The organism is Micromonospora qiuiae, assembly GCF_016863555.1.
Classification (GTDB): Bacteria; Actinomycetota; Actinomycetes; order Mycobacteriales; family Micromonosporaceae; genus Micromonospora; species Micromonospora qiuiae.
Genome location: NZ_BOPC01000043.1, coordinates 59611 through 84690 on the forward strand (window position 1 = coordinate 59611; position 25080 = coordinate 84690).

Annotated in this window: 27 protein-coding genes; 11 read left to right on the plus strand and 16 right to left on the minus strand. The window is 70.9% G+C overall.

Going from position 1 to position 25080, the window contains the following annotated elements:
- Positions 1–11: 11 nt before the first annotated feature.
- Positions 12–1703: a S8 family serine peptidase gene (locus Vqi01_RS16520; RefSeq protein ID WP_204035686.1), complete on the minus strand. Its 1692-nt coding sequence runs from the start codon at positions 1701–1703 to the stop codon at positions 12–14.
- A gap of 268 nt (positions 1704–1971) precedes the next feature.
- The gene (locus tag Vqi01_RS16525) at positions 1972–2931 is read right to left on the minus strand and encodes an EamA family transporter (protein WP_204035687.1); all 960 of its coding nucleotides are present in this window, start codon (positions 2929–2931) and stop codon (positions 1972–1974) included.
- An 84-nt stretch (positions 2932–3015) separates the two neighbouring features.
- On the opposite strand from Vqi01_RS16525, the gene Vqi01_RS16530 reads away from it, so the two are divergent.
- Positions 3016–3561: a CGNR zinc finger domain-containing protein gene (locus Vqi01_RS16530; RefSeq protein WP_204035714.1), complete on the plus strand. Its 546-nt coding sequence runs from the start codon at positions 3016–3018 to the stop codon at positions 3559–3561.
- Positions 3562–3597: 36 nt separating this feature from the next.
- Here Vqi01_RS16530 and Vqi01_RS16535 read toward each other — a convergent pair whose 3' ends face one another.
- From Vqi01_RS16535 to Vqi01_RS16545, 3 genes are read right to left on the minus strand one after another with little or no spacing between them, the layout of a single operon-like run.
- The gene (locus Vqi01_RS16535) at positions 3598–3993 is read right to left on the minus strand and encodes a pyridoxamine 5'-phosphate oxidase family protein (protein ID WP_204035688.1); all 396 of its coding nucleotides are present in this window, start codon (positions 3991–3993) and stop codon (positions 3598–3600) included.
- Positions 3990–4178 (minus strand): DUF397 domain-containing protein, encoded by a 189-nt coding sequence (locus tag Vqi01_RS16540; protein ID WP_204035689.1) that lies wholly within the window; start codon positions 4176–4178, stop codon positions 3990–3992. The genes Vqi01_RS16535 and Vqi01_RS16540 overlap by 4 nt, the downstream gene beginning before the upstream one ends.
- Positions 4169–4981 carry a helix-turn-helix domain-containing protein gene (locus Vqi01_RS16545; protein ID WP_204035690.1) on the minus strand — a complete coding sequence of 271 codons (813 nt, stop codon included), beginning with the start codon at positions 4979–4981 and terminating at the stop codon, positions 4169–4171. The genes Vqi01_RS16540 and Vqi01_RS16545 overlap by 10 nt, the downstream gene beginning before the upstream one ends.
- 255 nt (positions 4982–5236) lie before the next feature.
- On the opposite strand from Vqi01_RS16545, the gene Vqi01_RS16550 reads away from it, so the two are divergent.
- Together Vqi01_RS16550 and Vqi01_RS16555 are read left to right on the plus strand one after the other, a co-directional pair.
- Positions 5237–5437, plus strand: a complete 201-nt coding sequence (locus tag Vqi01_RS16550; RefSeq protein ID WP_204035691.1) for a hypothetical protein — start codon at positions 5237–5239, stop codon at positions 5435–5437.
- Positions 5431–5709, plus strand: a complete 279-nt coding sequence (locus tag Vqi01_RS16555) for a hypothetical protein (protein WP_204035692.1) — start codon at positions 5431–5433, stop codon at positions 5707–5709. The genes Vqi01_RS16550 and Vqi01_RS16555 overlap by 7 nt, the downstream gene beginning before the upstream one ends.
- Before the next feature lie 362 nt (positions 5710–6071).
- On the opposite strand, the gene Vqi01_RS16560 is transcribed toward Vqi01_RS16555, so the two are convergent.
- Entirely contained in the window at positions 6072–7481 is a 1410-nt protein-coding gene (locus tag Vqi01_RS16560) for a class II fumarate hydratase (protein ID WP_204035715.1), read from the minus strand.
- A 433-nt stretch (positions 7482–7914) separates the two neighbouring features.
- Positions 7915–8166, minus strand: a complete 252-nt coding sequence (locus tag Vqi01_RS16565) for a GntR family transcriptional regulator (protein WP_204035693.1) — start codon at positions 8164–8166, stop codon at positions 7915–7917.
- A 164-nt stretch (positions 8167–8330) separates the two neighbouring features.
- Here Vqi01_RS16565 and Vqi01_RS16570 point away from each other — a divergent pair, with 164 nt between their 5' ends.
- A complete protein-coding gene (locus Vqi01_RS16570; RefSeq protein ID WP_204035694.1) occupies positions 8331–8585 on the plus strand; it encodes a hypothetical protein in 255 nt (84 codons plus the stop codon).
- Entirely contained in the window at positions 8582–8764 is a 183-nt protein-coding gene (locus Vqi01_RS16575; RefSeq protein WP_204035695.1) for a hypothetical protein, read from the plus strand. Before Vqi01_RS16570 ends, Vqi01_RS16575 begins: the two co-directional genes overlap by 4 nt.
- A gap of 74 nt (positions 8765–8838) precedes the next feature.
- Here Vqi01_RS16575 and Vqi01_RS16580 read toward each other — a convergent pair whose 3' ends face one another.
- The 3 genes from Vqi01_RS16580 to Vqi01_RS16590 all read right to left on the minus strand — a co-directional run bounded on the left by Vqi01_RS16580 (position 8839) and on the right by Vqi01_RS16590 (position 13658).
- The gene (locus tag Vqi01_RS16580; RefSeq protein ID WP_204035696.1) at positions 8839–10503 is read right to left on the minus strand and encodes a fumarate hydratase; all 1665 of its coding nucleotides are present in this window, start codon (positions 10501–10503) and stop codon (positions 8839–8841) included.
- Positions 10504–10671: 168 nt separating this feature from the next.
- A complete protein-coding gene (locus Vqi01_RS16585) occupies positions 10672–12123 on the minus strand; it encodes an outer membrane protein assembly factor BamB family protein (protein ID WP_204035697.1) in 1452 nt (483 codons plus the stop codon).
- A 203-nt stretch (positions 12124–12326) separates the two neighbouring features.
- Positions 12327–13658 carry an MFS transporter gene (locus Vqi01_RS16590; RefSeq protein WP_204035698.1) on the minus strand — a complete coding sequence of 444 codons (1332 nt, stop codon included), beginning with the start codon at positions 13656–13658 and terminating at the stop codon, positions 12327–12329.
- Between the two features lie 54 nt (positions 13659–13712).
- On the opposite strand from Vqi01_RS16590, the gene Vqi01_RS16595 reads away from it, so the two are divergent.
- Positions 13713–14702 (plus strand): ArsR/SmtB family transcription factor, encoded by a 990-nt coding sequence (locus Vqi01_RS16595; protein ID WP_204035699.1) that lies wholly within the window; start codon positions 13713–13715, stop codon positions 14700–14702.
- Positions 14703–14758: 56 nt separating this feature from the next.
- On the opposite strand, the gene Vqi01_RS16600 is transcribed toward Vqi01_RS16595, so the two are convergent.
- Complete coding sequence (locus Vqi01_RS16600; protein ID WP_204035700.1) at positions 14759–15244, minus strand: Lrp/AsnC family transcriptional regulator; 486 nt, start codon at positions 15242–15244, stop codon at positions 14759–14761.
- A 138-nt stretch (positions 15245–15382) separates the two neighbouring features.
- Between Vqi01_RS16600 and hppD the strand changes: the two genes are divergently transcribed.
- The 4 genes from hppD to hisC are packed head-to-tail and all read left to right on the plus strand — an operon-like array spanning position 15383 to position 19350.
- Entirely contained in the window at positions 15383–16588 is a 1206-nt protein-coding gene (gene hppD / locus Vqi01_RS16605; RefSeq protein WP_204035701.1) for a 4-hydroxyphenylpyruvate dioxygenase, read from the plus strand.
- Between the two features lie 11 nt (positions 16589–16599).
- Positions 16600–17346: an RDD family protein gene (locus Vqi01_RS16610; RefSeq protein WP_239098440.1), complete on the plus strand. Its 747-nt coding sequence runs from the start codon at positions 16600–16602 to the stop codon at positions 17344–17346.
- 22 nt (positions 17347–17368) lie between these two features.
- Positions 17369–18250: an RDD family protein gene (locus tag Vqi01_RS16615; RefSeq protein ID WP_204035702.1), complete on the plus strand. Its 882-nt coding sequence runs from the start codon at positions 17369–17371 to the stop codon at positions 18248–18250.
- The gene (hisC, locus tag Vqi01_RS16620; RefSeq protein ID WP_204035703.1) at positions 18247–19350 is read left to right on the plus strand and encodes a histidinol-phosphate transaminase; all 1104 of its coding nucleotides are present in this window, start codon (positions 18247–18249) and stop codon (positions 19348–19350) included. Before Vqi01_RS16615 ends, hisC begins: the two co-directional genes overlap by 4 nt.
- 79 nt (positions 19351–19429) lie before the next feature.
- Here the strand turns inward: hisC and Vqi01_RS16625 are convergent, their stop codons facing one another.
- The 5 genes from Vqi01_RS16625 to Vqi01_RS16645 form a co-directional block, all read right to left on the minus strand.
- Positions 19430–20677 carry an outer membrane protein assembly factor BamB family protein gene (locus Vqi01_RS16625; RefSeq protein WP_204035704.1) on the minus strand — a complete coding sequence of 416 codons (1248 nt, stop codon included), beginning with the start codon at positions 20675–20677 and terminating at the stop codon, positions 19430–19432.
- 91 nt (positions 20678–20768) lie between these two features.
- Positions 20769–21233 (minus strand): SRPBCC family protein, encoded by a 465-nt coding sequence (locus Vqi01_RS16630; RefSeq protein ID WP_204035705.1) that lies wholly within the window; start codon positions 21231–21233, stop codon positions 20769–20771.
- 89 nt (positions 21234–21322) lie between these two features.
- Positions 21323–21532, minus strand: coding sequence for a DUF397 domain-containing protein (locus Vqi01_RS16635; protein ID WP_204035717.1), 210 nt, complete (start codon positions 21530–21532; stop codon positions 21323–21325).
- A 175-nt stretch (positions 21533–21707) separates the two neighbouring features.
- The gene (gene fahA, locus Vqi01_RS16640) at positions 21708–22904 is read right to left on the minus strand and encodes a fumarylacetoacetase (RefSeq protein ID WP_204035706.1); all 1197 of its coding nucleotides are present in this window, start codon (positions 22902–22904) and stop codon (positions 21708–21710) included.
- Positions 22901–23788 (minus strand): hypothetical protein, encoded by an 888-nt coding sequence (locus Vqi01_RS16645; protein WP_204035707.1) that lies wholly within the window; start codon positions 23786–23788, stop codon positions 22901–22903. The genes fahA and Vqi01_RS16645 overlap by 4 nt, the downstream gene beginning before the upstream one ends.
- An 85-nt stretch (positions 23789–23873) precedes the next feature.
- Between Vqi01_RS16645 and Vqi01_RS16650 the strand changes: the two genes are divergently transcribed.
- Entirely contained in the window at positions 23874–25064 is a 1191-nt protein-coding gene (locus tag Vqi01_RS16650) for a homogentisate 1,2-dioxygenase (protein WP_204035718.1), read from the plus strand.
- Positions 25065–25080 lie beyond the last annotated feature (16 nt).

Sequence of the window (25080 nt, forward strand, 5' to 3'; positions counted from 1 at the left end):
ACGTGGTTGGGTTACCGGCGGGACTTCAGGGGGGTGGTCACCGCCGCGTACGCGTCGACGATGCCGTGCCCGTAGAAGCCGTTGAAGCTGACCGGGCCGGCGCAGTAGGCGTCGAACTCGGCCGATCGGCCCTCGTTGACGTAGCTCACCAGGCGCGGCTGCGGGCAGGCGCGCTTGGTCGCCGTCCGGTAGAGGTGCTGCTCGACCAGGTCCGGTGCCAGGCCGAAGCCGCCCCGGCCCTGTGCCTTGCCGTACCGACTCACGATCAGCGCGGCCACGCCCGAGGCGTGTGGAGCCGCCATCGAGGTGCCCTGGAGGTACGTGAAGTAGCCGCACACCCGGTTGGCCTTGCACTCCTTGAACACGAAGGTCTCGGCGCCCGGCACGATGTTGCCATCCTCGTCGACCGTGCCTTCCTCCTGGAGGACCTTCTTCGGGTAGGTCGACAGAATCATGTTGGCGTCGGTACGGAACGTGTCGGTGCCGAAGCCGTCCCGGAACCAGCCGCCCGGCGCAGCGACGGCGGTCTGCTCGGTGCCGTAGTTGGAGTAGTCAGCCTTCTTGCCGGACGGGCCGACCGCGGCGACGCTGATCACGTGCGGCCCCTCGGTGGGCAGGTTCCAACAGCTGCTGTTGTCGATCTCCCGCGGGTACGGCGCGACGTCACCGTAGTTCGGGCTGGAGACGTCGGTACGCGGGTCGCCCAAATCCTCGTGGTTGTTGCCGAGCGCGCCGACCAGCGTGACGCCCCGGTCGTGGGCGAAGGTCAGGGCCCGCTTCATGGCCCGGATGGTGGCCCGCTGCGCGGCCTGCGCCTCCGGCGAGTCGGCCGGGTTCGCGGTGCAGTTGTACAGCCACGGGTCGACGTAGAAGGACATGTTGACCACGTCCAGGCCGGACCTGCCGGCGTGCAGCAGGGCGTTGACCACCGGGTTGAGGAAGAAGTAGCCGGAGTCCTGCCCGCCCTTGAGGTTGACCAGCGACACGCTCGGGGCGACACCGGAGAGGCCGTACCCGTTGGCGGCGGCACCGATGGTGCCGGCCACGTGCGTGCCGTGCCCGCCGTCGTCGGTGCCGACCGGGTCGAGGCAACTCGCCACCTCGCACGGCCCGTCGATCTCGGGGATGTCCGGCGCAAAGTTGCGCGACAGCGCCCAATTGAAGTTCGGCGCGATGTCGGGGTGACTGGCATCGACGCCGGTGTCGAGTACGCCGACGGTAACCCGGCGGTCGCCCGGCTCGACCTTGCGCGCCTGGTCGGCGCGGATCATCTCCAGGCCCCAGAGCTTGTCGTCCAGCGGATCCATCTTGGCCGGCTTCTTGCCGGGCTTCTTGCCGGTGCCCTTGGCTGCCGTCGCGGCCAGCAGGTGCTCCTGCTCGACCCGGTCCAGCTTGGGTTTGCGACCGATGGCCCGCTGCTCGGCGGCTCCGATCAGGGCCGTGGCGGCGGCGGCCTTCGCCTGGAAGTCAGCCCGGTCGCTGGTCACCTGGTACACGCCGACCTCGTCGGCCCGGGACACCACGGTCCCGCCTGCCGACCGAATCGCGGCGATCGCCGCCTCGGTGGCGACGCCGTCCTCGGCGACCACGGTGAAGGTCCGGACGGTCGCCGGCTCGGCACTGGCCGGCACACCCATGCCTGTCACCGTGAATGCCAGTGCGGTCGCGGTCGCGACCACACCGACGGTGAAGCGTTTGCTCACCACATCGAATCCTCTCGTTGAGGTCTGTGGCGTCATCAGACATGAACGTTCACCGGTTCGCCAGTCCGCCGCCGGATAACAGACGAAAGTTCTCCTTCGCCAGAAGCTCGGCCCGGGCAGCAGGCGGCGGGCAGCGGGCGACGGGCAGCGGGCGACGGGCGACGGCGAGCGACGGGCGACGGCGAGCGACGGGCGACGGACGACGGACGACGGACGACGGACGACGGACGACGGACGACGGACGACGGGCGACGGGCGGTTCAGGGTGTCACGTCAATGCCGGCTCCGCCGTCTCCGTCGGTGCCGGCTCGACGGGAGCCCGCAGCTCGTCGAGGCGGACCAACGCCACTCCGACGACGATCAGCGCCCCGCCGAACAGCTGCACCACCGACGGCAGCTCACCCAGCACCAGCCAGGCGATCAGCACCGCGAACATCACCTCGGTCAGCCCGACGAAGGAGGCCAGCCGGGCCCCCAGGATGCGCGTCGCGGCGACCCCGGACAGGTACGCGACCACCGCCGCCACCAGGGCGAGGCCAGCGATCGGGACCAGCCAGCTGGTGCGCTGCCCGGCGAAGTCCACCGCGCCGAAGGTGGCCCGCAGCGGCAGCGCCCCGGCCAGGCCGAGCACCAGCAGCGCCCCGGCGCCGACGGCCATCCCACCGCTGGCCATGACGACCGACGGCAGGGCGGCGTCGATGCGGCCGGCGAGCACGAAGTACCCGGCCAGGCCGACCCCGGCGCCCAGCCCCCAGAGCACGCCGACCGGGTCGAGCCGATCGGCTCCGGTCAGGTCGAGCACGAAGACCAGGCCGGCCAGGGCCGCCACCGAACCGGCCACGGTGAGGCGGCGGGGACGCTGCCCCTGCACCAGCCAGACCCAGCCGACGACGAGGATGATGCCGAGGTACTCCAGCAGCAACGCCACACCGACCGGCAAATAGCGCACGGCGTTGAAGAAGCACACCTGGGCAAGTGCCACCCCGAGCAGCCCGAACACCCCGATCGAGGCGAGGTTGCGCCGCAGCACCGGCCAACGCCCGCGCAGGATGAGCAGCGCGGGCAACGCCAACACCAGGGCGGCGATACCGACCCGGGCGACGACCAGCGCCTCGGCCGACCAACCGGCGTTGATCAGCGAGCGGGCGAAAGTGCCGGAGGTCGCAAAGGTGACCGCCGAGAGCAGCGCCAGTGTGAGGCCGACACCGGCGGCGTTGGGTTGGCGCATCGGGCTCTCCTTGGCACAGCCAGCCGACATAGGCAAACTATGGTTACGCCGATGACGCTAGAGCGCGGCCCGACAGGAGTCAAATTGCTATTCGCCCATGACACCGAGTGTTCGCTGATCGCGTCCGCCGCGCTGGTCAACACCGGCGGCGGGGGCACCGAAGGCTTGCCCGATGTGGCCGCACTCGACGCCTTCTTCGCCGCCCACTCCTACAGCGGGCGCCAAGAGCACACCGAAACCGAACTCCGGGCGGTACGCGCACTACGTCCACGACTGCGCCGGATCTGGTACGCCGACGTGGACGAGATCGTCTCGATCGTCAACAAGCTGCTCCGCGAACATCGCGCCCTGCCGCAGCTCATCACGCACGACGACGAGCCGTACCACCTGCACGCCGTGCCCCGGGACGCCCCGCTGGCCACCCGGATGGCGGTCGAGGCGGCGATGGCGTTCGCCGACGTGGTACGCGGCGGCGAGCTACGCCGGCTGCGCATCTGCGATCACCCGGACTGCGACAACGTGCTGGTCGACCTGTCGAAGAACCGCTCCCGGCGCTTCTGCGACGCCGGCTGCGGCAACCGGGCCGCGGTCAGCGCCTACCGCGCCCGCAAGGCGGCCGTCCGCCCCTGAACCCGCCGGCGAAGCTACCGCGTCGGCAACGACAGGTCAGCGGGCGCGGCCGGTCATCAGCCAGCGGGTCACGGTGATCCGGAGCAGGACGTAGGGGCCGTCCGGGCCGTTCACCGTGACGTCCCAGCCGTCGTACCGGCGGCGAAGCGCCGCAACCACGTCCGGCGGGAAGGGCTGGCGGACGATGCTCGCCGCGCCCTCCGCGACGACCGGCGCGTCCCCGTCGGGCAACGCCAGCGACACCCGGGGATCGGTGGCGATGTTGCGGACCTTCCGGTTTCGCTCGCCGGTGCCGATCCACCACTCATGATCGAGGTAAAGGAACCAGACCGGCGTCAGGTGCGGCGATCCGTCCGGCCGCAGCGTGCACAGCCAGACGAGGCGCTCCCGTTCCAGTCGAGCCAGAACCTCCGCGCCGGGCGCTCTGATCACCTCACGCGCGGCAACGCCGCGACAAAGACCCGCCAGGCGTACGGCTCAAAGGTCAGCACCGCCCCCGCCCGGTCCTTGCTGTCCCGCACTCCGACCACCCCGGAAAGGTTCGTCGCCACCTCAACACAGTCGTTGGACTGGGCGCTGCGACTGCTCTTGCACCACCGGGCTCCGGTCAGTTCCATGCGTCGGCCACTTCCCTCATCAACTCGATCGATTGGGTGGGCGTATACGCCTCGCCGAGGCAAACCTCCCACACCTGCCGCAGAAAATCGAGATCCCCTGACCGATCCAGTTCCTGGCCCCCGATATGGCTGCTGAGGAAGGCCACATCGGTGCCGTTTCTCGAGGTGGCGAGCAGGAACGGGCCAGCCAGGCCGGGATACTCTGCCGCCGCTTGAGGAACCAGGTGCAGCCGGACGCGCGGATGTTCGCTGGCGACATTCACGAGGTGCGACAGCTGCTCGGAAATTATCTTCCGACCCCCGACACACCGGCGAACCGCAGCCTCGTCGATGATGGCGACCAGGTGGGGCGAACAGTCGCCGGACAAAACAGCCTGATTCTCCATCCGCTCTTTTAGTCGGCGCTCCACTTCGGCGGGGTCCAGCAGACCGCCCGCTTCGAAGACGGCTCGCGCGTAGTCCTGAGTTTGAAGCAGGCCAGGCACATACAGCGGCTCATACCAGCGCAGCTTCGCCGCCTGCCCGATGATTGCCTGCGCTCCTCGCCGCCAGACCTGGGCTTTGTCGAGAGCGACCAGGTCGGTGAGCATGCGGCCGTAGAGTCCGCCGGTGTCGAGGGCCTTGTCGAACAGTTCCAGGTACTTCGGGGTGGGCAGCTGCTGGCCGAGTTCCACCGCGCTGACCATCGACGGTGAGTAGTTGACGGCCTTGGCCAACTCCTCCTGGCTCCACCCGTGCCGGATCCGCGCCCGGCGTAGCTCCGTGACCAGGAACGCCGCCGCGGTCATCTGCCCACTCGCCATGCCAGCCGCCCTCCAGGAACCGGTCGATCGACTCCAACGTCACGCCACCGGCAACCCGTCCCGACGCAGTGGGCCTCGGACAGCGCGAACAAACCCTTCCGACGGTAACGGTGACATCAGCAGACTGTGAAGCGCGACGCTCGCCGCTCAATCCCCCGGGCGCGACGTCGAGGTGGGACCGCCCGCTCCCCCGGCAGGGCGGTCCCGCCGCCGGGGTGATGACGCAAACGACTCAGCTCGACAGGAGACTGCGCCATGTCCCGATCCGCTTGGCGGACCTGGTTCCCCCGATCATTTCCTGCCGCCCGCAACCAGCGTCCAATACCCCTGGCACCCCGGCATCGCCGGGTCTGGCGTGGGCTGCGCGCGTACTGCTTCTGCGGCCTGCGCTGGCGCACCTGCCCGGACCGGCACACGGCAGTACGCACCGAGCCGACCAACGGCGGACGGTGGTGACCGGATCGGCCGCGCCGGTCCGGCCGCACCTGCCGCTGCGTCCGCTCTGGCTGTGCCGGGTCTGCGCGGCCCCCTGGCCCTGTGCCACCGCGCGGCTCGCCCTCGTCACCGAGTACGACCACGACCGGATCGCGCTCCGCGTGTACCTCTGTGCGGTGCTGCACGAGGCCGCCGCCGACCTGTACCGCCTGCACCCGGACGAGGGCCCGGATCCGGCCGCGCTCTTCGCCCGATTCCTCGCCTGGGTACCGCGCCGGCACCTCGGCCCTTAATCCACTCCGTTTCGGCGATGTGGCGGTATCGACGGCCTGGTGATACCGCCACATCGGCGAACTGGAGCGGATCAGGCTAGAGCGACCGGCAATAGGGTGGTGGCGGCGAGGGTGGGCCTGGCACGTCAGGCGGCCGGGCGAGGAGACCACGCCCGCAAGCGGCACCGTCGCACAGGACACCGCAACTCGCGGCCCCGCCCACAAGACACCGCAACTCGCGGCCTCAAGTGGCCCGGAAACCCCAACAAGCCGCAACCCGTGCCACCCAAAGTGCGGGATACGCCGATATGCCGCAACCCGCGCCCACCCTGGCTACCTCAACACCCCAAGATGCCGCAACCCGCGCCGTGTCTGGGCGTCGGTCAGGGGTGGGTCATCCGGAGCAGGTCGAGGGCTTCTTCGAGCTGGGTCTCCGAAAGTGCGCCGGAGGTCACGTGCCCGCGTGCGATCACCACCTCCTTGATGGAGATCTGCCTGGCCAGCGCCTCCTTGGCGATCGAGGCGGCCTCGTCGTACCCGAGGTAGCGGTTGAGCGGGGTGACGACTGCGGGCGAGCCCTCGGCGTACGCCAGACAGACCTCGGCGTCCGCGACCAGGCCGACCACGCAGCGGTCGGCCAGCAGGCGGCTGGACGCGGCGAGCAGCCGGATCGACTCCAGGAGGTTGCGGGCCATCACCGGCAGCATCACGTTGAGCTCGAAGTCGCCCTGCGAGCCGGCGAAGGCCACCGTCGCGTCGTTGCCGATCACCTGCGCGCAAACCTGCCGGACGGCCTCGCAGACCACCGGGTTGACCTTTCCCGGCATGATCGACGACCCGGGCTGGAGGTCGGGAATGCGCAGCTCACGCAAGCCGGCGCGAGGGCCCGAGCCCATCCAGCGGATGTCATTGGCAATCTTGTAGAGCCCGACCGCGACGGTCCGCAGCTGCCCCGAGGCCTCCACCAGCGCATCGCGCGCGCCCTGCGCCTCGAAGTGGTTGCGCGCCTCGGTCAACGGCAGCCCGGTGGAGTCGCGCAGCTTCTCGATCACTCGGGCGGCGAACCCGAGCGGGGTGTTGATCCCGGTGCCGACCGCCGTACCGCCCAGCGGCAACTCGGCCAACCGGGGCAGCACCCCCTCCACCCGTTCGATGCCGTACCGGATCTGGGCCGCATAGCCGCCGAACTCCTGCCCGAGGGTCACCGGCGTGGCATCCATCAGGTGGGTACGCCCGGCCTTGACCACCGTCTCGAACTCCTCGGCCTTCGCCTCCAGCGCACCGGCCAGGTGGTCCAACGCGGGCAGCAGGTCCCGGGCGACCGCCTCCGTGGCGGCCAGGTGGATCGAGGAGGGAAAGACGTCGTTGCTGGACTGCGAGGCGTTGACGTCGTCGTTGGGGTGCACGTCCCGACCCAGTTCCCGGCCGGCCAGGGTGGCGATCACCTCGTTGGTGTTCATGTTGGACGAGGTGCCGGAGCCGGTCTGGAACACGTCGACGGGGAACTGGTCGTCGTACCCGCCGTCGGCGACGTGCGCCGCCGCGGCGGCGATCGCCGCCGCCACGTTCGGATCGATCACCCCCAGGTCGCCGTTGACCTCGGCCGCCGCGCCCTTGATCTGGGCCAGCGCCCGGATCTGGGCCGGCTCGATCCCCCGGCCCGAGATTGGGAAATTCTGCACCGCCCGCTGCGTCTGTGCCCGCCACAGCGCCTCGGCGGGCACCTCCACCTCGCCCATCGAGTCGCGTTCGATCCGGTAGCCCGTCGCCTCTGGAGTCGTCACGCATACCATCCTGCCGCGCACCGGAGTTACTCGCAGCGAGCCACGGCAGAAAACGGAAGCACCGCGAGAAAGTTGGCCACGCGGCACCACTTCGTCGGGCGGCCACGATCGCCCTGCTCGTCGTCCTGAGATAGAGTTCATGTGTACGCCCCGGATGTTGCCTCTGCCCGCAAGCGACCCGGGGCATTGCTCTGGCTGCGAAGTGGCGGGCTGGGCGACTGGCCGGGGTCTACATCCACTTGCTAGGACGGGTGTAGCTTCGCCCGGTCGCGGGATCGGCCACGATGCCTGGTAGTTGGGCGCTGCGAAGGGCTCGTTCCCTGATGAAGAACTGGCCCATGTTGCCGATGCTGGTGAGGTGGCTGGACGCCCGGGTGTTCCCGGGTGGCATCGCGAGGTAGATACACCGCTCTCCCGCTGATGCGGGGACCGGGATCGACAGTCAAGCGTCAGGATTCCCGGTGGCCTCGGGTGTGACGAACGTGCCCCGGCCGGTGAAGGTGACGACCCGGCCCTCCTCACGGAGCTGGTCCAGCGCGGCCCGCACGGTGCCGCGCGCCACGTCATAGATCTGCGCCAGCGCGACTTCCCCAGGGAGCTTGTGCCCAGGCTGCCACTCGCCGCTGTCAATCTTCGTCCGTAGCACGTCAGCCAACTGCTCAGCGAACGAGCGCGGTGACCAAGGGTCGATCATGCCTTCAAGGTCTCACCTGTCCGGGCGCACCATGCTGTCCATGCTGTTTGCTGAATAGACACGGTGGACAGGTTGGCTCTAGGGTGACGGGAGACCTTGCAGCCGGTCCCGGGTGGCGCTGACACGCCGGCCCGGGACCTTGATCGGACACGGGAGGTCCGACCGTGAACAGTCTCCCCGACCCGGCCCCGCCGGATGAGCCCACACCCGCCCGCCTGATGGCGCTCTACCCGCTCGGAAGGAGCCCGGTCATCGACCGGACGGAGAACGTGCTCCGGGCGTTCGAGGCCACCGACCAGGCCAGCACCGAACGTCTGCTGTCCAGGTGGCACCGCAGCCCCGAGTTGTCCCGCCGGGAGCGGGCCGCCGTGCTGGCCCAAGTCCATCCCACAGGTTCGAGCGCGAGACAGACCTCGTGACAATCCTGGCGATCGGTCCGCGTGAGCTACCGAAGACGGAGATGGTCGAGGTGTGGCTTGATGCTGGCAGTGGTTCCACCGGCCAGCGCGTCATGGTCCCCGTGAAGCGACTGACCCTCTCCGATCTCGACCGAGGAGAGGGCGTAACAGCGCTGTACGAATACGAGACGCACTACTGAACCCGGCGGCGGGCCCTCGGGCAACACGCCGAGGGCTCGCCGTCGCACTGCTGCCGATCAGGTGGCCGGCCCTGTCAGCGGCGGCCGATGGTGAGGACCGGTTTGGTGACCTCGGCGAAGAAGTCGTTGCCCTTGTCGTCGACGACGATGAAAGCCGGGAAGTCCTCCACCTCGATCTTCCAGACCGCCTCCATCCCCAACTCCGGGTATTCGAGCACCTCCACGTGCTTGATGCAGTCCTGTGCGAGCCGGGCGGCCGGGCCGCCGATCGAGCCGAGATAGAAGCCACCGTGCTGCTCGCAGGAGCGGGTCACCTGGGCCGAGCGGTTGCCCTTGGCCAGCATCACCATCGATCCGCCGGCGGCCTGGAACTTCTCCACGTACGCGTCCATCCGCCCCGCTGTGGTCGGACCGAACGAGCCGGACGCGTAGCCCTCCGGGGTCTTCGCCGGTCCGGCGTAGTAGACGGCGTGGTCACGCAGGTACTGCGGCATCGGCTCGCCCGCGTCCAGCCGCTCGGCGATCTTGGCGTGCGCGATGTCCCGGGCGACCACCAGCGGGCCGGTCAGGGACAGTCGGGTCTTCACCGGATACTTGGACAACTCGGCGCGGATCTCGTCCATCGGCCGGTTCAGGTCGACGCGGACCACCTCGGTCGCGTCGAGTTGCGCCTCGGTGACCTCGGGCAGGTAGCGGGCCGGGTCGGTTTCGAGTCGCTCCAGCCACACGCCCGACGGGGTGATCTTGGCAACCGCCTGTCGGTCCGCCGAACACGACACGGCAATCGCCACCGGGCAGGACGCCCCGTGCCGCGGCAGCCGGATCACCCGTACGTCGTGGCAGAAGTAGCGCCCGCCGAACTGCGCGCCGATGCCGAAGTTGCGGGTCAGCTCCAGCACCTCGGCCTCCAACTCCAGATCACGGAAGCCGTGACCCGCCATCGAGCCGGAGGTGGGCAGCGCGTCGAGGTACTTCGCGGAGGCGTACTTGGCGGTCTTCAGGGCGTACTCGGCACTGGTGCCGCCGATGACCACGGCCAGGTGGTACGGCGGGCAGGCCGCCGTACCGATCAGCCGCAGCTTCTCCTCCAGGAACTGCATCATCCGCGTCGGGTTCAGCAGCGCCTTGGTCTCCTGGTAGAGGTACGACTTGTTGGCCGAGCCGCCGCCCTTGGCCATGAAGAGGAACTTGTACGCGTCCGGGTGCCCGTCCGGGTCCTCCGCGTAAAGCTCGACCTGGGCGGGCAGGTTGCTGCCGGTGTTGCGCTCCTCCCACATGGTCAGCGGAGCGAGCTGCGAGTAGCGCAGGTTGAGCCGGGTGTACGCCTGCCACACGCCGCGCGAGATCGCCTCGGCGTCGCTGCCGTCGGTGAGCACGTGCCGGCCGCGCTTGCCCATCACGATCGCGGTGCCGGTGTCCTGGCACATCGGCAGCACCCCGCCGGCGGCGATGTTGGCGTTGCGCAGCAGGTCGAGCGCGACGAACCGGTCGTTCGGCGAGGCCGCCGGATCGTCGATGATCGAGCGCAGCTGGGCCAGGTGTGCGGGGCGCAGGAAGTGCGCGATGTCGTGCATCGCCTCGGCGGTCAACGCGGTCAACGCCGCCGGCTCCACGGTGAGGAACCGTCGGCCACCCGGACCGTTGACGACGTCGACGCCCTCATCGGTGACCAGGCGGTAATCCGTCTGGTCGGGCCCGGTCGGCAGCAGCGGGGCGTACGAGAAATCGGCACTGCTCATGACGCCACTCCGCTTCGCTCCATGCCGCCATGAGGCACCACCGCACTGCGCCGATGATTCGCTCGCTGACGCTCGCTCATGACGGCAAAGCCTAGGGCAGATGGGTCGACCGGTCCCAACCGCCGGGTGGGTGCTGGGGAGCACACTCTCATCCGCCCTGGTAACCGGTCACTTGCCGTAATCGGGGGCCTGGCACAGCTCGTTCTTCGGACCACAGCGGTCCTGCGGCTGCCGGTCGCCGCCGCTGGCCGGCCCGGGCGCCGGCCCGATGCCGTCGCGTGGTGGGTCACCGTCGCGCGGCGCGTCGCCGGCCGTCGCGCCGAACCGGACGTACCCGATCTCACGCCCCTCCCCGATCACCATGCCGGCCGGGCCGACCGCCAGCGCGTTCGCCGAGGTCCGCAGCGTCGCCAACTCCCGCCCGGTGCGCGGGTCGAGCGCCACCAGCCGGTTGGGCTTCTCGTCGGCGACGATGGCCGCGTACGGGGTCAGGGCGGCACCCGCCTTCTCACCCGTCGGCCGGTTCCAGCGAGCACGGCCGGAGCCGAGTTCGCGCGTCGAAACCGCGCCGCGATCGGCGGTACGCACCACCGCGTACCGGTCGTCGACGGCGAGCACCCGTTCGGAGTTCTCGGTGACCAGCAGCAGTCGCCCGTCGTACCCGTCGAGGACCGCCTCCCGGCCGTCAGGCGAGACCCCGACCAGCACGTTCCGGGCGCCGTACGGGTCCTCCCGCTGCACGCACCCGGCGCTGTCGGCGGTGCGCAGGTTGAGCCCCGCGCGCTGCCATGTCTCCTGCCCGCTGGCCGGATCCCGCCCCGAGATGGCGAAGTAGCAGCTGCCGTCCTGGGACCGCGCGGCGATGTGCAGCAGGCGTCCACCGACCACCGTGAGGCGCTCGTCCCGGCCGGGCTCGACGTTCTGCAGCACCCGACCGGTGGCGGTGTCCACCACGTGCACCCGGCCGTCGACCGGGAAGCCGAGCAGCGGTGCCACGGTTTCCGGGCCGGCCACCTCGTCGTGGATGCGGGCGGCGGTGAGCCGACGGGTGTTGAGCAGGTTCGGGTTGTCGGCGAGCAGACCGCTGCTGACCCCGGGCAGAAAGGCGGTCCACAGCGGAGAGGTCCCGCGCGGCTCCCAGGCGCTGAGGGTGCAGTCGGTCGCCTCGACGCAGCGCGCGTCGAGCAACAGGTTGCGGTAGGTCCAGACCGCCACCGCGTCGTCGTCCCGCCGCCGGGTCACCCCGGTGGTCGGGTCGAGCACCTCGTACCCCTTGACCAGCAGCCGGCCCACGACGACCACCGCGTCGGCACCGGCGCCGGCCACCGCGGTCCAGTCGGCCTTGCGCTCCCACAGCTGCGTGCCGGCGGCCAGGCTGCGCGCCTCGACCCGGGTGCGTTGCTCGACCACCACCGTCTCGCCGGCGATCGTGACGCTGCGCGGGGTGCCGCCGATCCGCTGCTGCCAGACCACATCCGGCTGCGAGATCGGTTGGCGCCGGTTCACCCAGTCCCACATTCCAGGAAACGGGTTCCACACTCCGGTTGCGGCGAGCACGACCACGACGATCAGGCTGAGCAGCAGAAAGCCACGAAAGCCGAGGCCGCTCCCCTTCCCCACCGGAACACGGTAGCCACCCGCACCCCCTACCGCCCGCACCCCACCGCGTGTCGCGCAAGGAAGGGCCCCTTCTTAACGCCTGCGGTAGTAAAAGGGCCCCCTATTAACGCCCGGCTCCCTATTAACGCCCGGCTCCGCGCAGCACCGAAACCGGGCCGGCACTCAACGCTTGGCTCCGCGCAGCACCGAAACCGGGCCGGCACTCAACGCTTGGCTTCGGCAGCGCCGGAGCCGGCCCGGCGACGCCTGCCGGCGGGCGTCGCCGACGCTGCGCCGGTGGGCGCGAGCATCGGCCACAGGACCAGCGTCGCGACCGCCGAAGCGGCACCGGCGCTCGCTATCACGATTCCCGGCGCGAGCACCTCGCTCAGCGCGCCCGCGCCCGCCACCGCAAGCCCCTGCGCCGCCATCATGCCGGTATTGACCAGCCCGAACGCCTGCCCCCGGCGCAACTCGGGGACCGCGTCGAGGAACCGCCGGGCCAGCCCGAGCTGGTAGGCGAAGCCAGCGGTGGCCACCGCGAAAAGGGCCGCGGCCGGCACCAGCGCCGGTCGGGCCAGAAACGCCAGCATGGGTACGCCGAGCAGCAGCGCGAGCCACGGCGTCAACCGTTCCCGGCGAGCCGGTGCCACGAACCGCCCCACCAGCAGGTCACCGACGAGCATCCCGCCCGCACCGGCCATCAGCAGTACGCCGGCGCTGGCACCCGGCCCCAGGTCGGCTGCGTACGGCACGGCCACCCCCTCCGCGCCGACCAGTAGCGAACCGGGCAACCACTGGGCGAGCAGTAGTCCCCGGATCCGGCGGTCGGCGAGCAGTTCCCGGTTGACCCGCAGGGTCTCGCGCACCGCTCCGGCCCTCGCGCGATCCGCCGGCTTCGGCCCGGCCCCCGCCGGACCCGCTGGCGCCGGCCCGATCCGCGCCGGGCGACGGGCGAGGCCGAGGCGTACCAGCAGCGCGGAGAGGCCACAGGTCAGCGCAGTCAGCCAGAGCGCACCGTACGGGCCGACCAGCCCCAACAACAGGCCTCCGACGGCGAACCCGGCCACCTGGGTTCCGCCGGCGGCCACCGACAGCAGCGACCGCCCCAGCACGTACGCGTCGTCGTGCAGCACCTCTGGCAGCAACGCGGTACGTGCGGCGTTGCTCACCGGGCCGAACAGGGCCACCACGGCGACCAGGCCGAGCATCACCGACGGAGACAGCACGCCGGTGGCGAGCACCGCCACCATGGCGAGCCGCAACAGGTCGTACCCGATCAGCAACGCGCGGGCCGGCCACCGGTCCGCGAGAGCGAGCAGGAACATCCCGCCCAGGGCGTGCGGCAGGAAGCCGGTCACGTACGCCAGCGCGGCCAGCAGGCCCGACCCGGTGCGCTCGTAGACCAGCACGGAGAGCGCGAGCATCTTCACCGTCTCGCCGATCATGAAGATCCCGAAGCTGGCGAAGATCACCCGGAACTCGACGACGGCGAAGACGTCCCGGAAGGTGGCCGGCCGGTCGACCGTGCTGGTGTCGTTCACGTCGGCCAGCATGGCGACCCCTCCCCGCTGCCTCTATCCTTTCGCCATCAGACGAAAGGTCGTGCGATGCGGATCGAGGTCACTCCGGCCGACGTGGCGGCGAGCCGGTACGCGATCTCCCCGCTGGGCGAGGCGGTCTCCGCGCTACGGCTGCACGCCGGCCAGCGTTCCTACGACGGTCTGGGCCCCTGGGTGGCCCGGACCAGACCCGCGTACGAGCGGCTCCGACGCGAACTGCCGGCGGTCGGCGCGTTACTGGCGCTGCTGCGCCGGGGCGGCTACAACGCCGACTTCATCCAGCCGCCCCCGGACGGCACCGCGCGGGACTTCGCCGGGGAGCTGGCGGTGGTCCGGGCGACCCCGCTGGCGCAGGCCCGCGACGAACTGGCCCGCAACCTCACCGCACCCCGGGCCACACCACCGGCGTACGCCCGCCGGATCTACGCGTCACCGAACGTGGTGGACCTGCTCGCGGACGCCATCGAGGCGGCCTGGACGGCGCTGGTCGAACCCGACTGGCCCCGCCTGCGGGCGATCCTGGAACGGGATCTGGTGCACCGGGCCGGCCGGCTGCTCGCGTACGGCTGGGGTGCCGCGGTCGCGGACCTGGACCCGCGGCTGCGCTGGGTGCCCGGCGGTGATGTCGGCGTCATCGAGGTGGCCGACAACGATCCCGGGACGCATTCGCTGGCCGGTGAGGGGCTGCTCTTCGTGCCCACCGTGTTCGGCACCTTGATCACGTACGTCGAGCCGCCCTGGCCGTACGCGATCGTCTACCGGGCCTCCGGGGTGGCCGAGTTGCTCGGCCCGCCCGACCCCGCCCGGCCCGGGGATGCGCTGGACCGGCTGGTCGGGCGGTCCCGGGCGGCGGTGCTGCGGGCGCTCGCCCTGCCCGCCACCACCAGTCAGCTCGTCGCCCAGCTCGGGATGAGTCTCGGCGGCGTCGGCGATCACCTCGCGGTGCTCCGGGAGGCAGGGCTGGTCAGCCGGATCCGCGCCGGTCGGTCCGTGCGCTACCGCCGCACCCCGCTCGGCGACGCCCTAGCCGCCGACTGACCGCGCGTTAAAAGGGGGCCCTTCCTATACCGGAGGCGTTAATAAGGTGCCCTTCCTTATCGCACGGCGGAGCGCACCAGGGGGATGACGCGGTAGGGGATCTGCTCGGCGAGGGCGATGATGGTGGAGGCGCGGCGAATCCCTTCGTACGCCACGATCTGGTCGATCACCCGCTGAAGGTCGGCGTTGGAGCGGGCCACGATCCGGCAGAGCAGGTCGCTGGAACCGGTGATGGTGTGCGCCTCCAGCACCTCGGGAATCGCCGCCAGGTGGCTGGTGACCGGATCGTGCCCGTGCCGCTGACTGATCTCAAGGGTGACGAAGCTGGTCACCGAGAAGCCGATCGCGGCGGGTGAGACGTCCGGCCCGAACCCGCCGATCACCTTCCGGTCGACCAGCTTGTCGAGCCGGGCCTGGACCGTGCCACGGGCCACACCGAGCCGGCGGGAGCACTCCAGCACGCCGATCCGCGGCTCCTCGGCGAGCAACTCGATCAGGAGGGCGTCCAGGCCATCGAGCTGTACATCCTGACCAGTGTTCATGGTCGATGACCATACTTCCTGCGCAACCTGACCAGCCGTATCGACGACAGTTGCCCAGTGAGCCCGGTCACGGCGATAGTCCGGTGAAGGAGCACAGCGTCGGCCCACGAGGCCGGCCGGTACGCAAGGGAGGCCACCATGACCCAGGCGATCGACCGACCCCAGTCGACCGAGGAGGTCGACGTCGACGCCCTCGTCGGCGCCGTCGACCACGACATCACCCGCGACCCGTTCCCGGTCAAGGGCCTCGACCACGTGCACTTCCTGGTGGGCAACGCCAAGCAGGCGGCGCACTACTACTCCACCGCGTTCGGCATGACCTGCGTGGCGTACCGGGGCCCGGAGCAGGGCTACCGCGACCACGCCCAGTACGTGTTGACCAGCGGTTCGGCCCGGTTCGTGCTGACCGGCACGGTCCGCCCAGGCGCCGAGGGCGCCGAGCACGTGGCGAAGCACAGCGACGGCGTCTCCGACATCGCGCTGGAGGTGCCGGACGTGGATGCCGCGTACGCGCACGCCACCGCGCAGGGCGCAACCGGTCTGGTGGAACCGCACGACGTCAGCGACGAGCACGGCACGGTCCGGATCGCGGCCATCGCCGCGTACGGCGACACCCGGCACACCCTGGTCGACCGGTCCCGCTACACCGGCCCCTTCCTGCCCGGCTTCGTCGCCCGCGGCCCGATCGTGGATCGGCAGCCGATGATCGACGCGGGCATCCAGCCCAAACGCTTCTTCCAGGCGGTCGACCACGTCGTCGGCAACGTGGAGCTGGGCCGGATGGACGAGTGGGTCGAGTTCTACAAGCGGGTCATGGGCTTCACCAACATGGCGGAGTTCATCGGGGACGACATCGCCACCGACTACTCGGCGCTGATGAGCAAGGTCGTCGCGAACGGCACCCGCAAGGTGAAGTTCCCGCTCAACGAGCCGGCGATCGCCCGCAAGAAGTCGCAGATCGACGAGTACCTGGAGTTCTACCAGGGCCCGGGCGCGCAGCACATCGCCGTGGCCACCAACGACATCCTGGCCAGCGTCGACGCGATGCGGGCGGCCGGCGTCGAGTTCCTGGACACCCCGGACTCGTACTACGACGACCCCGAACTGCGCGCCCGCATCGGCGAGGTACGCGTACCGATCGAGGAGCTGAAGGCCCGCAAGATCCTGGTCGACCGGGACGAGGACGGCTACCTGCTGCAGATCTTCACCAAGCCGGTGCAGGACCGCCCGACCGTCTTCTTCGAGCTGATCGAGCGGCACGGCTCCCTCGGTTTCGGCAAGGGCAACTTCAAGGCCCTCTTCGAGGCGATCGAACGCGAGCAGGAGAAGCGCGGAAACCTGTAACACTGTCGAGCGTGACCCAGCCTCCCTCGTACCCGACACCGCCGGTCGGTGGGCCGCAACACGGCGGCTCACCGACCGCTGGGCCGCCGCCCGCCGCCGGTGGCGTTTCGTCGCACACCGCCCCTCCGCCCCAGTACGCCCCGCCCGCTGCGAGTTGGGCAGGTCCACCGCCCCCGCCGGGCTGGGCGGTCGGGCCGCCCCCGCCGGGCTGGGCGGTCGGGCCACCGCCGCCGGTGTTGGGACCGGGCGGGCACCCGCTGGCCAGCTTCGGTGACCGGCTGCTTGCCTACCTGATCGACACCGCCATCGTCGTCGCTGCCCTGTTGCTGCTGTCCGTACCGGTCTTCCTGATCTTCATGGCCCGAATCCTCGCCGTGAATCCGGAGACCAAACCGGACGGCACCGTGGCGGATCCCGGCGTGCTCATCATGGAGATCATGCTGCCGATGCTGCTGTTGCAGGGCGCACTGTTCGTGGCCATGTTCGGGTTCTACTGGCTGTATCACGTCGAGTACCTCAAGCGGACCGGGCAGACCCTCGGCAAGCGGGTGATGAACCTGCGGGTGGTCCCACTCGATCCGACCGGCACTCTTGATCGACGGATGGCCGGCAAGCGGTACCTTGTGCAGTTCGTGGGCGGCTCGTTGGTGCCCGGCGGCAGCTATGTCGACGGGCTCTGGCAACTGTGGGACAAGCCCTGGCAGCAGTGCCTCCACGACAAGTTCGCCGGAACGGTCGTCGTTAAGGTGTCGAAGTGAACGAGCACACTAAGGCCGCGACGTGAGTGTCGCACCCGGCTGGTACGTCGACCCCGCCGACCCGCAGACTCGGAGGTACTGGGACGGCGAGGGCTGGATCGGCGCGCCCATCCCGGTCGACGCCACCCCACCCGAGGGCCCACCCCCGCCCGAACCCGAGCCGGTGACGCCTGCCACCACGCCCACCTCAGCGGCACCGGTTTCCGGACCACCCCCGGGGCTTCCCCCGATCGCCGACTGGCAGCAGGGCCAGGCCGCCGGCCCCGGCTACGGGCCGCCCCCCGGCTGGGCCTACCCGACCTGGCCCGGTCGACCGCCGGAGCCCCGGCCGCACGGGCTGCCGCTGGCCTCGTTCGGGGCCCGGCTGGCCGCCCGACTGATCGACTTCGCCATCGTCTTCGCACTCAACGCGCTGGTCAACGGCTGGTTCTTCTGGCGCTACCTGGGAGAGCTCTCCCCCGCCGTGGACGAGTTCTGGCGGCGGGTGCAGGCCCAGGACCGGACGACCGAGCCGCTTCCCGCCGCGGGCGAGCAGGCCGGTTCGCTGGTCGTGGTGATGCTGCTGATCGCCACCTCGCTCTGGTTGGCGTACGAGGTGCCGGCGATGGCGGCCAACGGACAGACCTTCGGCAAGCGGGTGGTGGGCATCAAGGTGTTGCCCGTCGAGGCGGACGCGCCGCTCGGTTTCGGCCGGGCACTGCGCCGATGGAACACTCTCGGCCTGCCCACCCTGCTCTGGTACTGCTGCGGCCTCGGCCTGCTGCTTCAGTTGATCGACGCGCTTTCCCCGCTCTTCGACCACCCACTGCGGCAGGCGCTGCACGACAAGCGCGCCCAGACCGTGGTGGTGAAAGTTCCTCGCGTTCCCACCGACCGCGCCAATCCCCCGGGAGACACCCCATGACCGACACCGGACGCCAGCGGTCCACACCGCGGCTGACCCGCAGCGACCTGGACGCGCTGCCCAACTACGTGCCCGGCCGCAGCCCGGTCGACCTGGCCCGTGAACTGGGCCTGCCCGAGGCGATCAAGCTGGCCAGCAACGAGGTACCGTACGGCCCGCTACCCGGCGTGGTGGAGGCGGTCGCCGAGGCCGTGACCGGGGTACACCGCTACCCGGACATGGGCGTGGTGGCGCTCCGCCAGGCGCTCGCCGAGATGTACGGGGTGGACCCCGACCGGATCGCCACCGGTTGCGGCTCGGTGGCGCTGGCCGAGCACCTGGTGCGGGCGACCTGCCTGCCCGGCGACGAACTGGTCTACTCATGGCGCTCGTTCGAGGCGTACCCGATCATCGCGGCGACCAGCGGCGCGAGCAACGTACGGGTGCCCAACGACGCCGGGCACGGGCACGACCTGGCGGCGATGGCGGCGGCGGTGACCGACCAGACCCGGATGATCCTGGTCTGCAACCCCAACAACCCGACCGGCACCGCGGTCCGCCGGCCCGAGTTGGACCGCTTCCTCGACGCCGTGCCGGACGACGTGCTCGTGGTGATCGACGAGGCGTACCGGGAGTTCGTCACCGACCCCGAGGTACCGGACGGGCTCGGCTACGGTGACCGGCCCAACGTGGTTGTGCTGCGTACCCTGTCCAAGGCGTGGGGCCTGGCCGGCCTGCGGATCGGCTTCCTGGTCGCCCAGCCGGAGGTGGCTGCGGCGGTACGCAAGGTCGTCACCCCCTTCTCCACCAGCCTGGCCGCGCAGGCCGGGGCGCTGGCCGCGCTGACTCAGGCGGACGAGGTGCGCCGGCGCTGCGCGCTGGTGGTGGCCGAGCGGGAGCGGGTCACCGAGGCACTGCGCAAGCTCGTCCCGGACGTGCCGGACAGCCAGGCCAACTTCGTCTGGCTGCCGCTCGGTGACCGGGCCGTGGAGTTCGGCAAGGTGTGCGAGTCGCGTGGGGTGATCGTCCGGCCGTTCGCCGGCGACGGGGTCCGGGTCACCATCGGCACCCCGGCCGAGAACGACGCCTTCCTCGCGGCAGCCGAGGCGGCCCTGACCTGACCAGCTTGACGGGGCCGCCCACTCCGGCGGCCGGTCACGCCGGTCACGCCGGTCACGCCGGTCACGCCGGTCACGCCGGTCACGCCGCAGCGATGATCAACGGCTCGGCCGTGAAGTAGTAGCGCTGGTCGTCCCCCTCGGGGTCGACCGGGCGGCGCAGCCGCTCCACCACCACGTAGCCGTCGGCCGCGTACACCGGGCCCGGTGCCCAGCCCGTGCCGTCGCTGCCGATGTCGAGCACGAACCGGGACAGCTGGGCGCCGGTCGTCGGATCCACCGTGACCAACTCGTTCTCCTCGGTCAGCACATGCACCCGCCCGGGTTGGACGGCGATCACCCGGCCCGGCCCCACGGCGACCCGCCATCGTTCGGCGCCGTCGCGGACCGAGCGTCCGACCAGCGTCCCGTCCGCCATGGCCACGGCCGTCCGGCCGATCAGTTCGGCACCGACGGCGTCCAGGGCCGACGCCGCGACCGGTTCGCCGGTGTCGAGCAGCCAACCCCGTGCCGGTACGTCCCCCGATCCGGCGGTCCGCAGCGCGGCGCAGCCGGCGCCCTCCGGCGCGCAACCGAACAGCGTCGCGGTCAGGTCGTCACCGCTGTCGGGCGGTTGCCATCGGGTGCTGACCGCCCCGGTCGCCACGTCACGGAACTCGACCGCCGGCGATCCGGCGCAGCCGTCCACGGTGAGCAGTTTGCCGCTCGTGTCAGCGCCCAGTGGTTCCCGGCAGCCGGCATCCACGTCGACCCGCCACAGCTGGCCACCGTCGGGGAGGCCGACCGCCCGGACCTGCCCCGCGCCGGAACTCACCACCACGTCGCGGCCATCGCCGGTGCGGGTGACCGAGAGACCGCGCGGCTGCCAGACGGTGGCCACGCCGGTGCGCCGCGCCGCCCGCTCCCGGTCGGGCTCCGGCCCGTCCGTCCGCCAAACGACCTGTCCGGTACGGGCATCGAGCGCCACCAGCTCCCCGTCGGACCATCGGCTCACCACGGTCGTCCCGCTTGCCACCACCGCGTCCAGCGTCGCCGGCCATCGTCGGTACGACCAGTACGGCGTGCGCCGCTGCCGCCCGTCGACCGGCTGGTCGGCGTAGACCTGGCGCGGTGCGGCGTACACCCGCAGCCGGCCGTCCACGATCAGCGGTGCGACCGGCAGCCGGCCCACCACCCCGGGTTCCGGCGTGCGCAGCGCCGGGTAGTCGGCTCGGGCGGTGGTGACCACCTCGGCCGGGGCCAGCACGCGGTACGCGATGATCCCGGTCGCCGCCGCGACGACAAGTGCCGCCACCGTCGCCACGATCCGCCGGCCCGTCGGCAACCCCATGCCGCACCTCCCCGCCCGGCACCCTACCCAGCGGTCGGCGCCTGCCCCGGGGCGAGGCCCGAGGGCGGGGTGTTCCGTCGCGGCGCGCCGCTCAGGCGGCCCGGTGACGATCGGCTGCGGCGGCCAGGTCTGCGATGTCCTGCCGCAGCACCTTCTCTGTCGTCCGCGCGGCCAAGCCGCCGAGCAGCAACGCGACCGCCCGGCCAGCCGGTGCGGCGGGCCGGGCCTGCACCGTCACGGTGACCGCCGCGCACCGGCGGCCGCGACGGCATACGTCGCGCAGCGACCAGGTGATCCGGTAGTCGACGCCGTCGCCGGGCGAGCCGAGCACCAGCCGTCGGGGCGGCTCGGCCGCCAGCACGACGAACTCCTCGGCCAACTCGCTGCCGTCCGGCCGGCGGCGCGTCTCGCGCCACGCGGTGCCCGGCCCGAACCGGCCCGGGGTCAGCACCTCGACCGGAGCATCGACCGGAAACCGCCGAGACAGGTCGGTGAGCAGGCGCCACAGGTCGCCCGCCGGCATCGCGACCAGTTTGTTGACAGCAACCGTCGACATGCCACCTCCCGTAGCGTCGACGGTACGCCCGGTGAACACAGTTTCGGGCCCCCGGGGCGGAGATTCCACCACCGGGGACCCCTGGGACGTCAGCGGGTGAAGGTCCCTGTCCGGATCGCGTCCACGAACGCACTCCAGCCAGGCGGGCTGACCCTCAGCACCGGCCCGGTCTGGTCCTTGGAGTCGCGAATGCCCACCACACCGTGGGCTCGGGCCAGGTTGTCGGCCACTTCCACGCAGAGACCCTGGTCGTTGGAGCGGCTGCTGGTACGCCAGACCGCGCCCGCCAAATCGTGCATCGTCGTCATCTCCCTCGGCTCTCGACGTGTCGCCGACCGGGGCCGGGCCGACCGGAACGGGGGGCGCCGGTCGGCCCGGCACGGCGTGGCGACGGAATTCCGAGGCGATCAACGAAGACAGTGACGGGTTGCTATCGCACAGTCCGTGCGACAGCGGCCACCTGTCGGGAAGGGGTCAGCGGGCGGGCAGCACCGTCCCCGTCACCGCACCCAACGCGATGACACTGCCGTCCGGGCCCGGCGCGGTGGCGCTGATGGTCACCGTGTCACCGTCGGCGAGGAAGGTGCGTTCCGCCCCGGCCACGGTGACCGGCTCGGCGCCGCCCCAGGTGAGTTCCAGGAACGAGCCAACCTGGTCGCGCCGGGGGCCGGAGACCGTGCCGGAGGCGTACAGGTCACCGGTGCGCAGCGAGGCACCGTTGACGGTCAGGTGGGCCAGTTGCTGGGCCGGCGTCCAGTACATCCCGGCGAACGGAGGCTCGCTGACCGGCTCGCCGTTCCAGTACACCGTGAGCCGCAGGTCCAGCCCGAGGTGGGGCTCGTCGCGCAGGTAGTCGGCCACCGGCGGGTCCTGCTCGGGCGCGGGCACGAAGGCGTGCCGTAGTGCGTCCAGCGGGGTCACCCAGGCGGCCACCGAGGTGGCGAACGACTTGCCCAGGAAGGGCCCAAGGGGTTGGTACTCCCATGCCTGGATGTCCCGGGCCGACCAGTCGTTGAGCAGCACCACACCGAAGACGTGGTCGGCGAAGTCTGCGGCGGCGACCCGACGGCCGAGCGGGCTGGGCACACCGACCAAGAAGCCGACCTCGGCCTCGACGTCGAGCCGCGCCGACGGGCCGAAGACGGGCCCGTCACGGGTGGGTCGTTGCCCCTTCGGGCGTATCACCGGGGTGCCGGAGACCACCACGGTGCCGGCCCGGCCGTGGTAGCCGATCGGCAGGTGCTTCCAGTTGGGCGGCAACGACGGCTGGCCGGGGCGGAAGATCTCACCGACGTTGGTGGCGTGCTGTTCCGAGGAGTAGAAGTCGACGTAGTCGGCGACCTCGAAGGGCAACTCCATCCGCACCTCGTCGAGCGGCACCAGCAGCGGCTCCACCGCCGCCCGGTGGGCCAGATCGGTGAGCAGCTGGATGATCCGCTGCCGCACCGCCGTCCACTGCGGCCGGCCCAGCGCCAGGAACGCGTTGAGCGTCGGCTGGCACAGCGCCCCGCCGGCCAGCACCAGGTCCGCGGCCTCCGCGCCGGCCAGGTCAAGAACGAGATTCCCGATGCGTACGCCGATGCGCGGCTCGCCGCCGCCGACCCGGAACACCCCGTACGGCAGGTGCTGCACCCCGAAACCCGAATCCTCCACACCCGTCACCCAGGTCATGCTCTGTCGCCCCCGTTCACCAGGTCGTCGTCTCCGTTCATCAGGCCCAGCCGGATGAGGTCGGTCAACGGTTCCACAATGCTGCACGAGCCGAAGCCCGCCCACAGCGGGCGCGCCGCGTCGCGGCGGCTGTCGGTCCACCGCGCCAACGGTCGTTCGTCGCGCACGGTGAGCAGTTCGGCGATGGTGTCCACCCCGGCCCCCTCGGTGGCGGCCAGCGTCGCGGCGAGCACGTTGACGAAGCCATGGTGGGTGAAGCCGGTTTCCGAGTCGACGTGCCGCACCGCGTGGTGCAGCCCGGCGGTCAACTTGAACGGCACCTCCCGATCCCGGCAGGCCCTGATCACCGCGGCCAGCTCCGCCGGCGTCGGGAACAGCTCGGCGGCCAAGCCGCCGGTGCGGAACTTCGCGGCGACCGGCAGTCCGCCGGCCCGCGCCTCGGCGACGGCGTCCAGCGCACCCATCAGCCCGAAGGTCAGCGGGATCTCCGCGTAGACCGAACCGCTGTCCAGCCGCTCGGCGAGCTTCACCAGCTCGGCCACGCCCGGCTGCGGGTCCTCGCCCCGCTTGGCGACCGGCGCCTCGACCTGTCGAACGGTCACCCCGAGCGGGGGAAGTAACGACAGCGCGAAGGGAAGCCGGTCGAGACCGGTGTCGCCGATCAGCCCGACGACGAAGCCCTCGGCGGGGTCGATCAGGCCGTCCAGCTCGCCGGCGGTGACCGCGGAGGCGGGCAACAGCAGCGGACCGACGAGGTCGGCGTACCAGGCGGCCCGGTGTCGCCGGTGGGCGCTCACCGCGTCGGGCAACGACGCTCTGCCCGGTGGGAAGACGGCGGCATCGTCGACCAGACCGGCGACGAGTGCGGGCAGCTGCGTTGACACGACACAAGAATGTACGGGACGCTGTGACAAGCGGACAATAGCGTCCGATAATCGGACGGTTGGCAGGCTGGTGACGGAGGGCGACATGCCGTACTACCGCAGGGTCGGCGAGGTGCCACGCAAGCGCCACACCCAGTTCCGGCAGCCCGACGGCAGCCTCTACACCGAGGAACTGATGGGCCAGGAAGGCTTCTCGTCCGATTCCTCACTGCTGTACCACCGGTACGCCCCCACGGCGATCGTCGCCGCCGAGGAGTTCACCCCACCCGCCGTGACCCGGGTGCCCAACCTGCCGCTCAAGCCCCGGCACCTGCGTACCCACAAGCTCGATGCCACCGGCGCCGACCCGGTCCTCGGCCGGCGGTACCTGCTCGCCAACGACGACGTACGGATCGCGTACGTGCTGGCCGACCGGCCCTCCCCACTGTTCCGCGACGCCACCGGCGACCAGTGTCTCTACGTCGAGGCCGGCGCGCTGCGGGTCGAGTCGACCTTCGGCGTGCTGGACGCGGTGGCGGGCGACTACGTGATCATCCCCACCTCAACGGTGCACCGGCTGGTGCCCACCGGCGATGCGCCGACCCGGCTGCTCGCCATCGAGGCGTCCGGCCACATCGGTCCACCCAAGCGCTACCTGTCGGTACGCGGCCAGTTCCTGGAACACTCTCCCTACTGCGAGCGCGACGTCCGAGGACCGGACACCCCACTGCTGGTCGACGGAACCGACGTCGAGGTGCTGGTCCGCCACCGCTCGCGGGCCGCCCGCCCCGGTGGCGACGGCACAGTCTGGACGCGACACACTTTCGCCCACCATCCGTTCGACGTGGTCGGCTGGGACGGTCACCTCTACCCGTGGGCGTTCTCCATCCACGACTTCGAGCCGATCACCGGCCGGATCCACCAGCCCCCGCCGGTGCACCAGACCTTCCAAGGCCCGAACTTCGTGATCTGCTCGTTCGTCCCCCGCAAGGTCGACTACCACCCGGACGCCATCCCGGTCCCGTACCACCACCACAACGTCGACTCCGACGAGATGCTCTTCTACACCGGCGGCAACTACGAAGCCCGCCGCGGTTCCGGCATCGAGCAGGGCTCCATCTCGCTACACCCGTCCGGCTTCACGCACGGCCCGCAGCCCGGCGCGGCGGAGCGCTCCATCGGGGTGGACTTCTTCGACGAACTGGCGGTCATGGTCGACACGTTCCGCCCACTCGACCTCTGCGACGCCGCCCTCGACTGCGAAGACCCCGCCTACGCCTTTACCTGGACCCGGTGAAAGGAAGGGCCCCCTA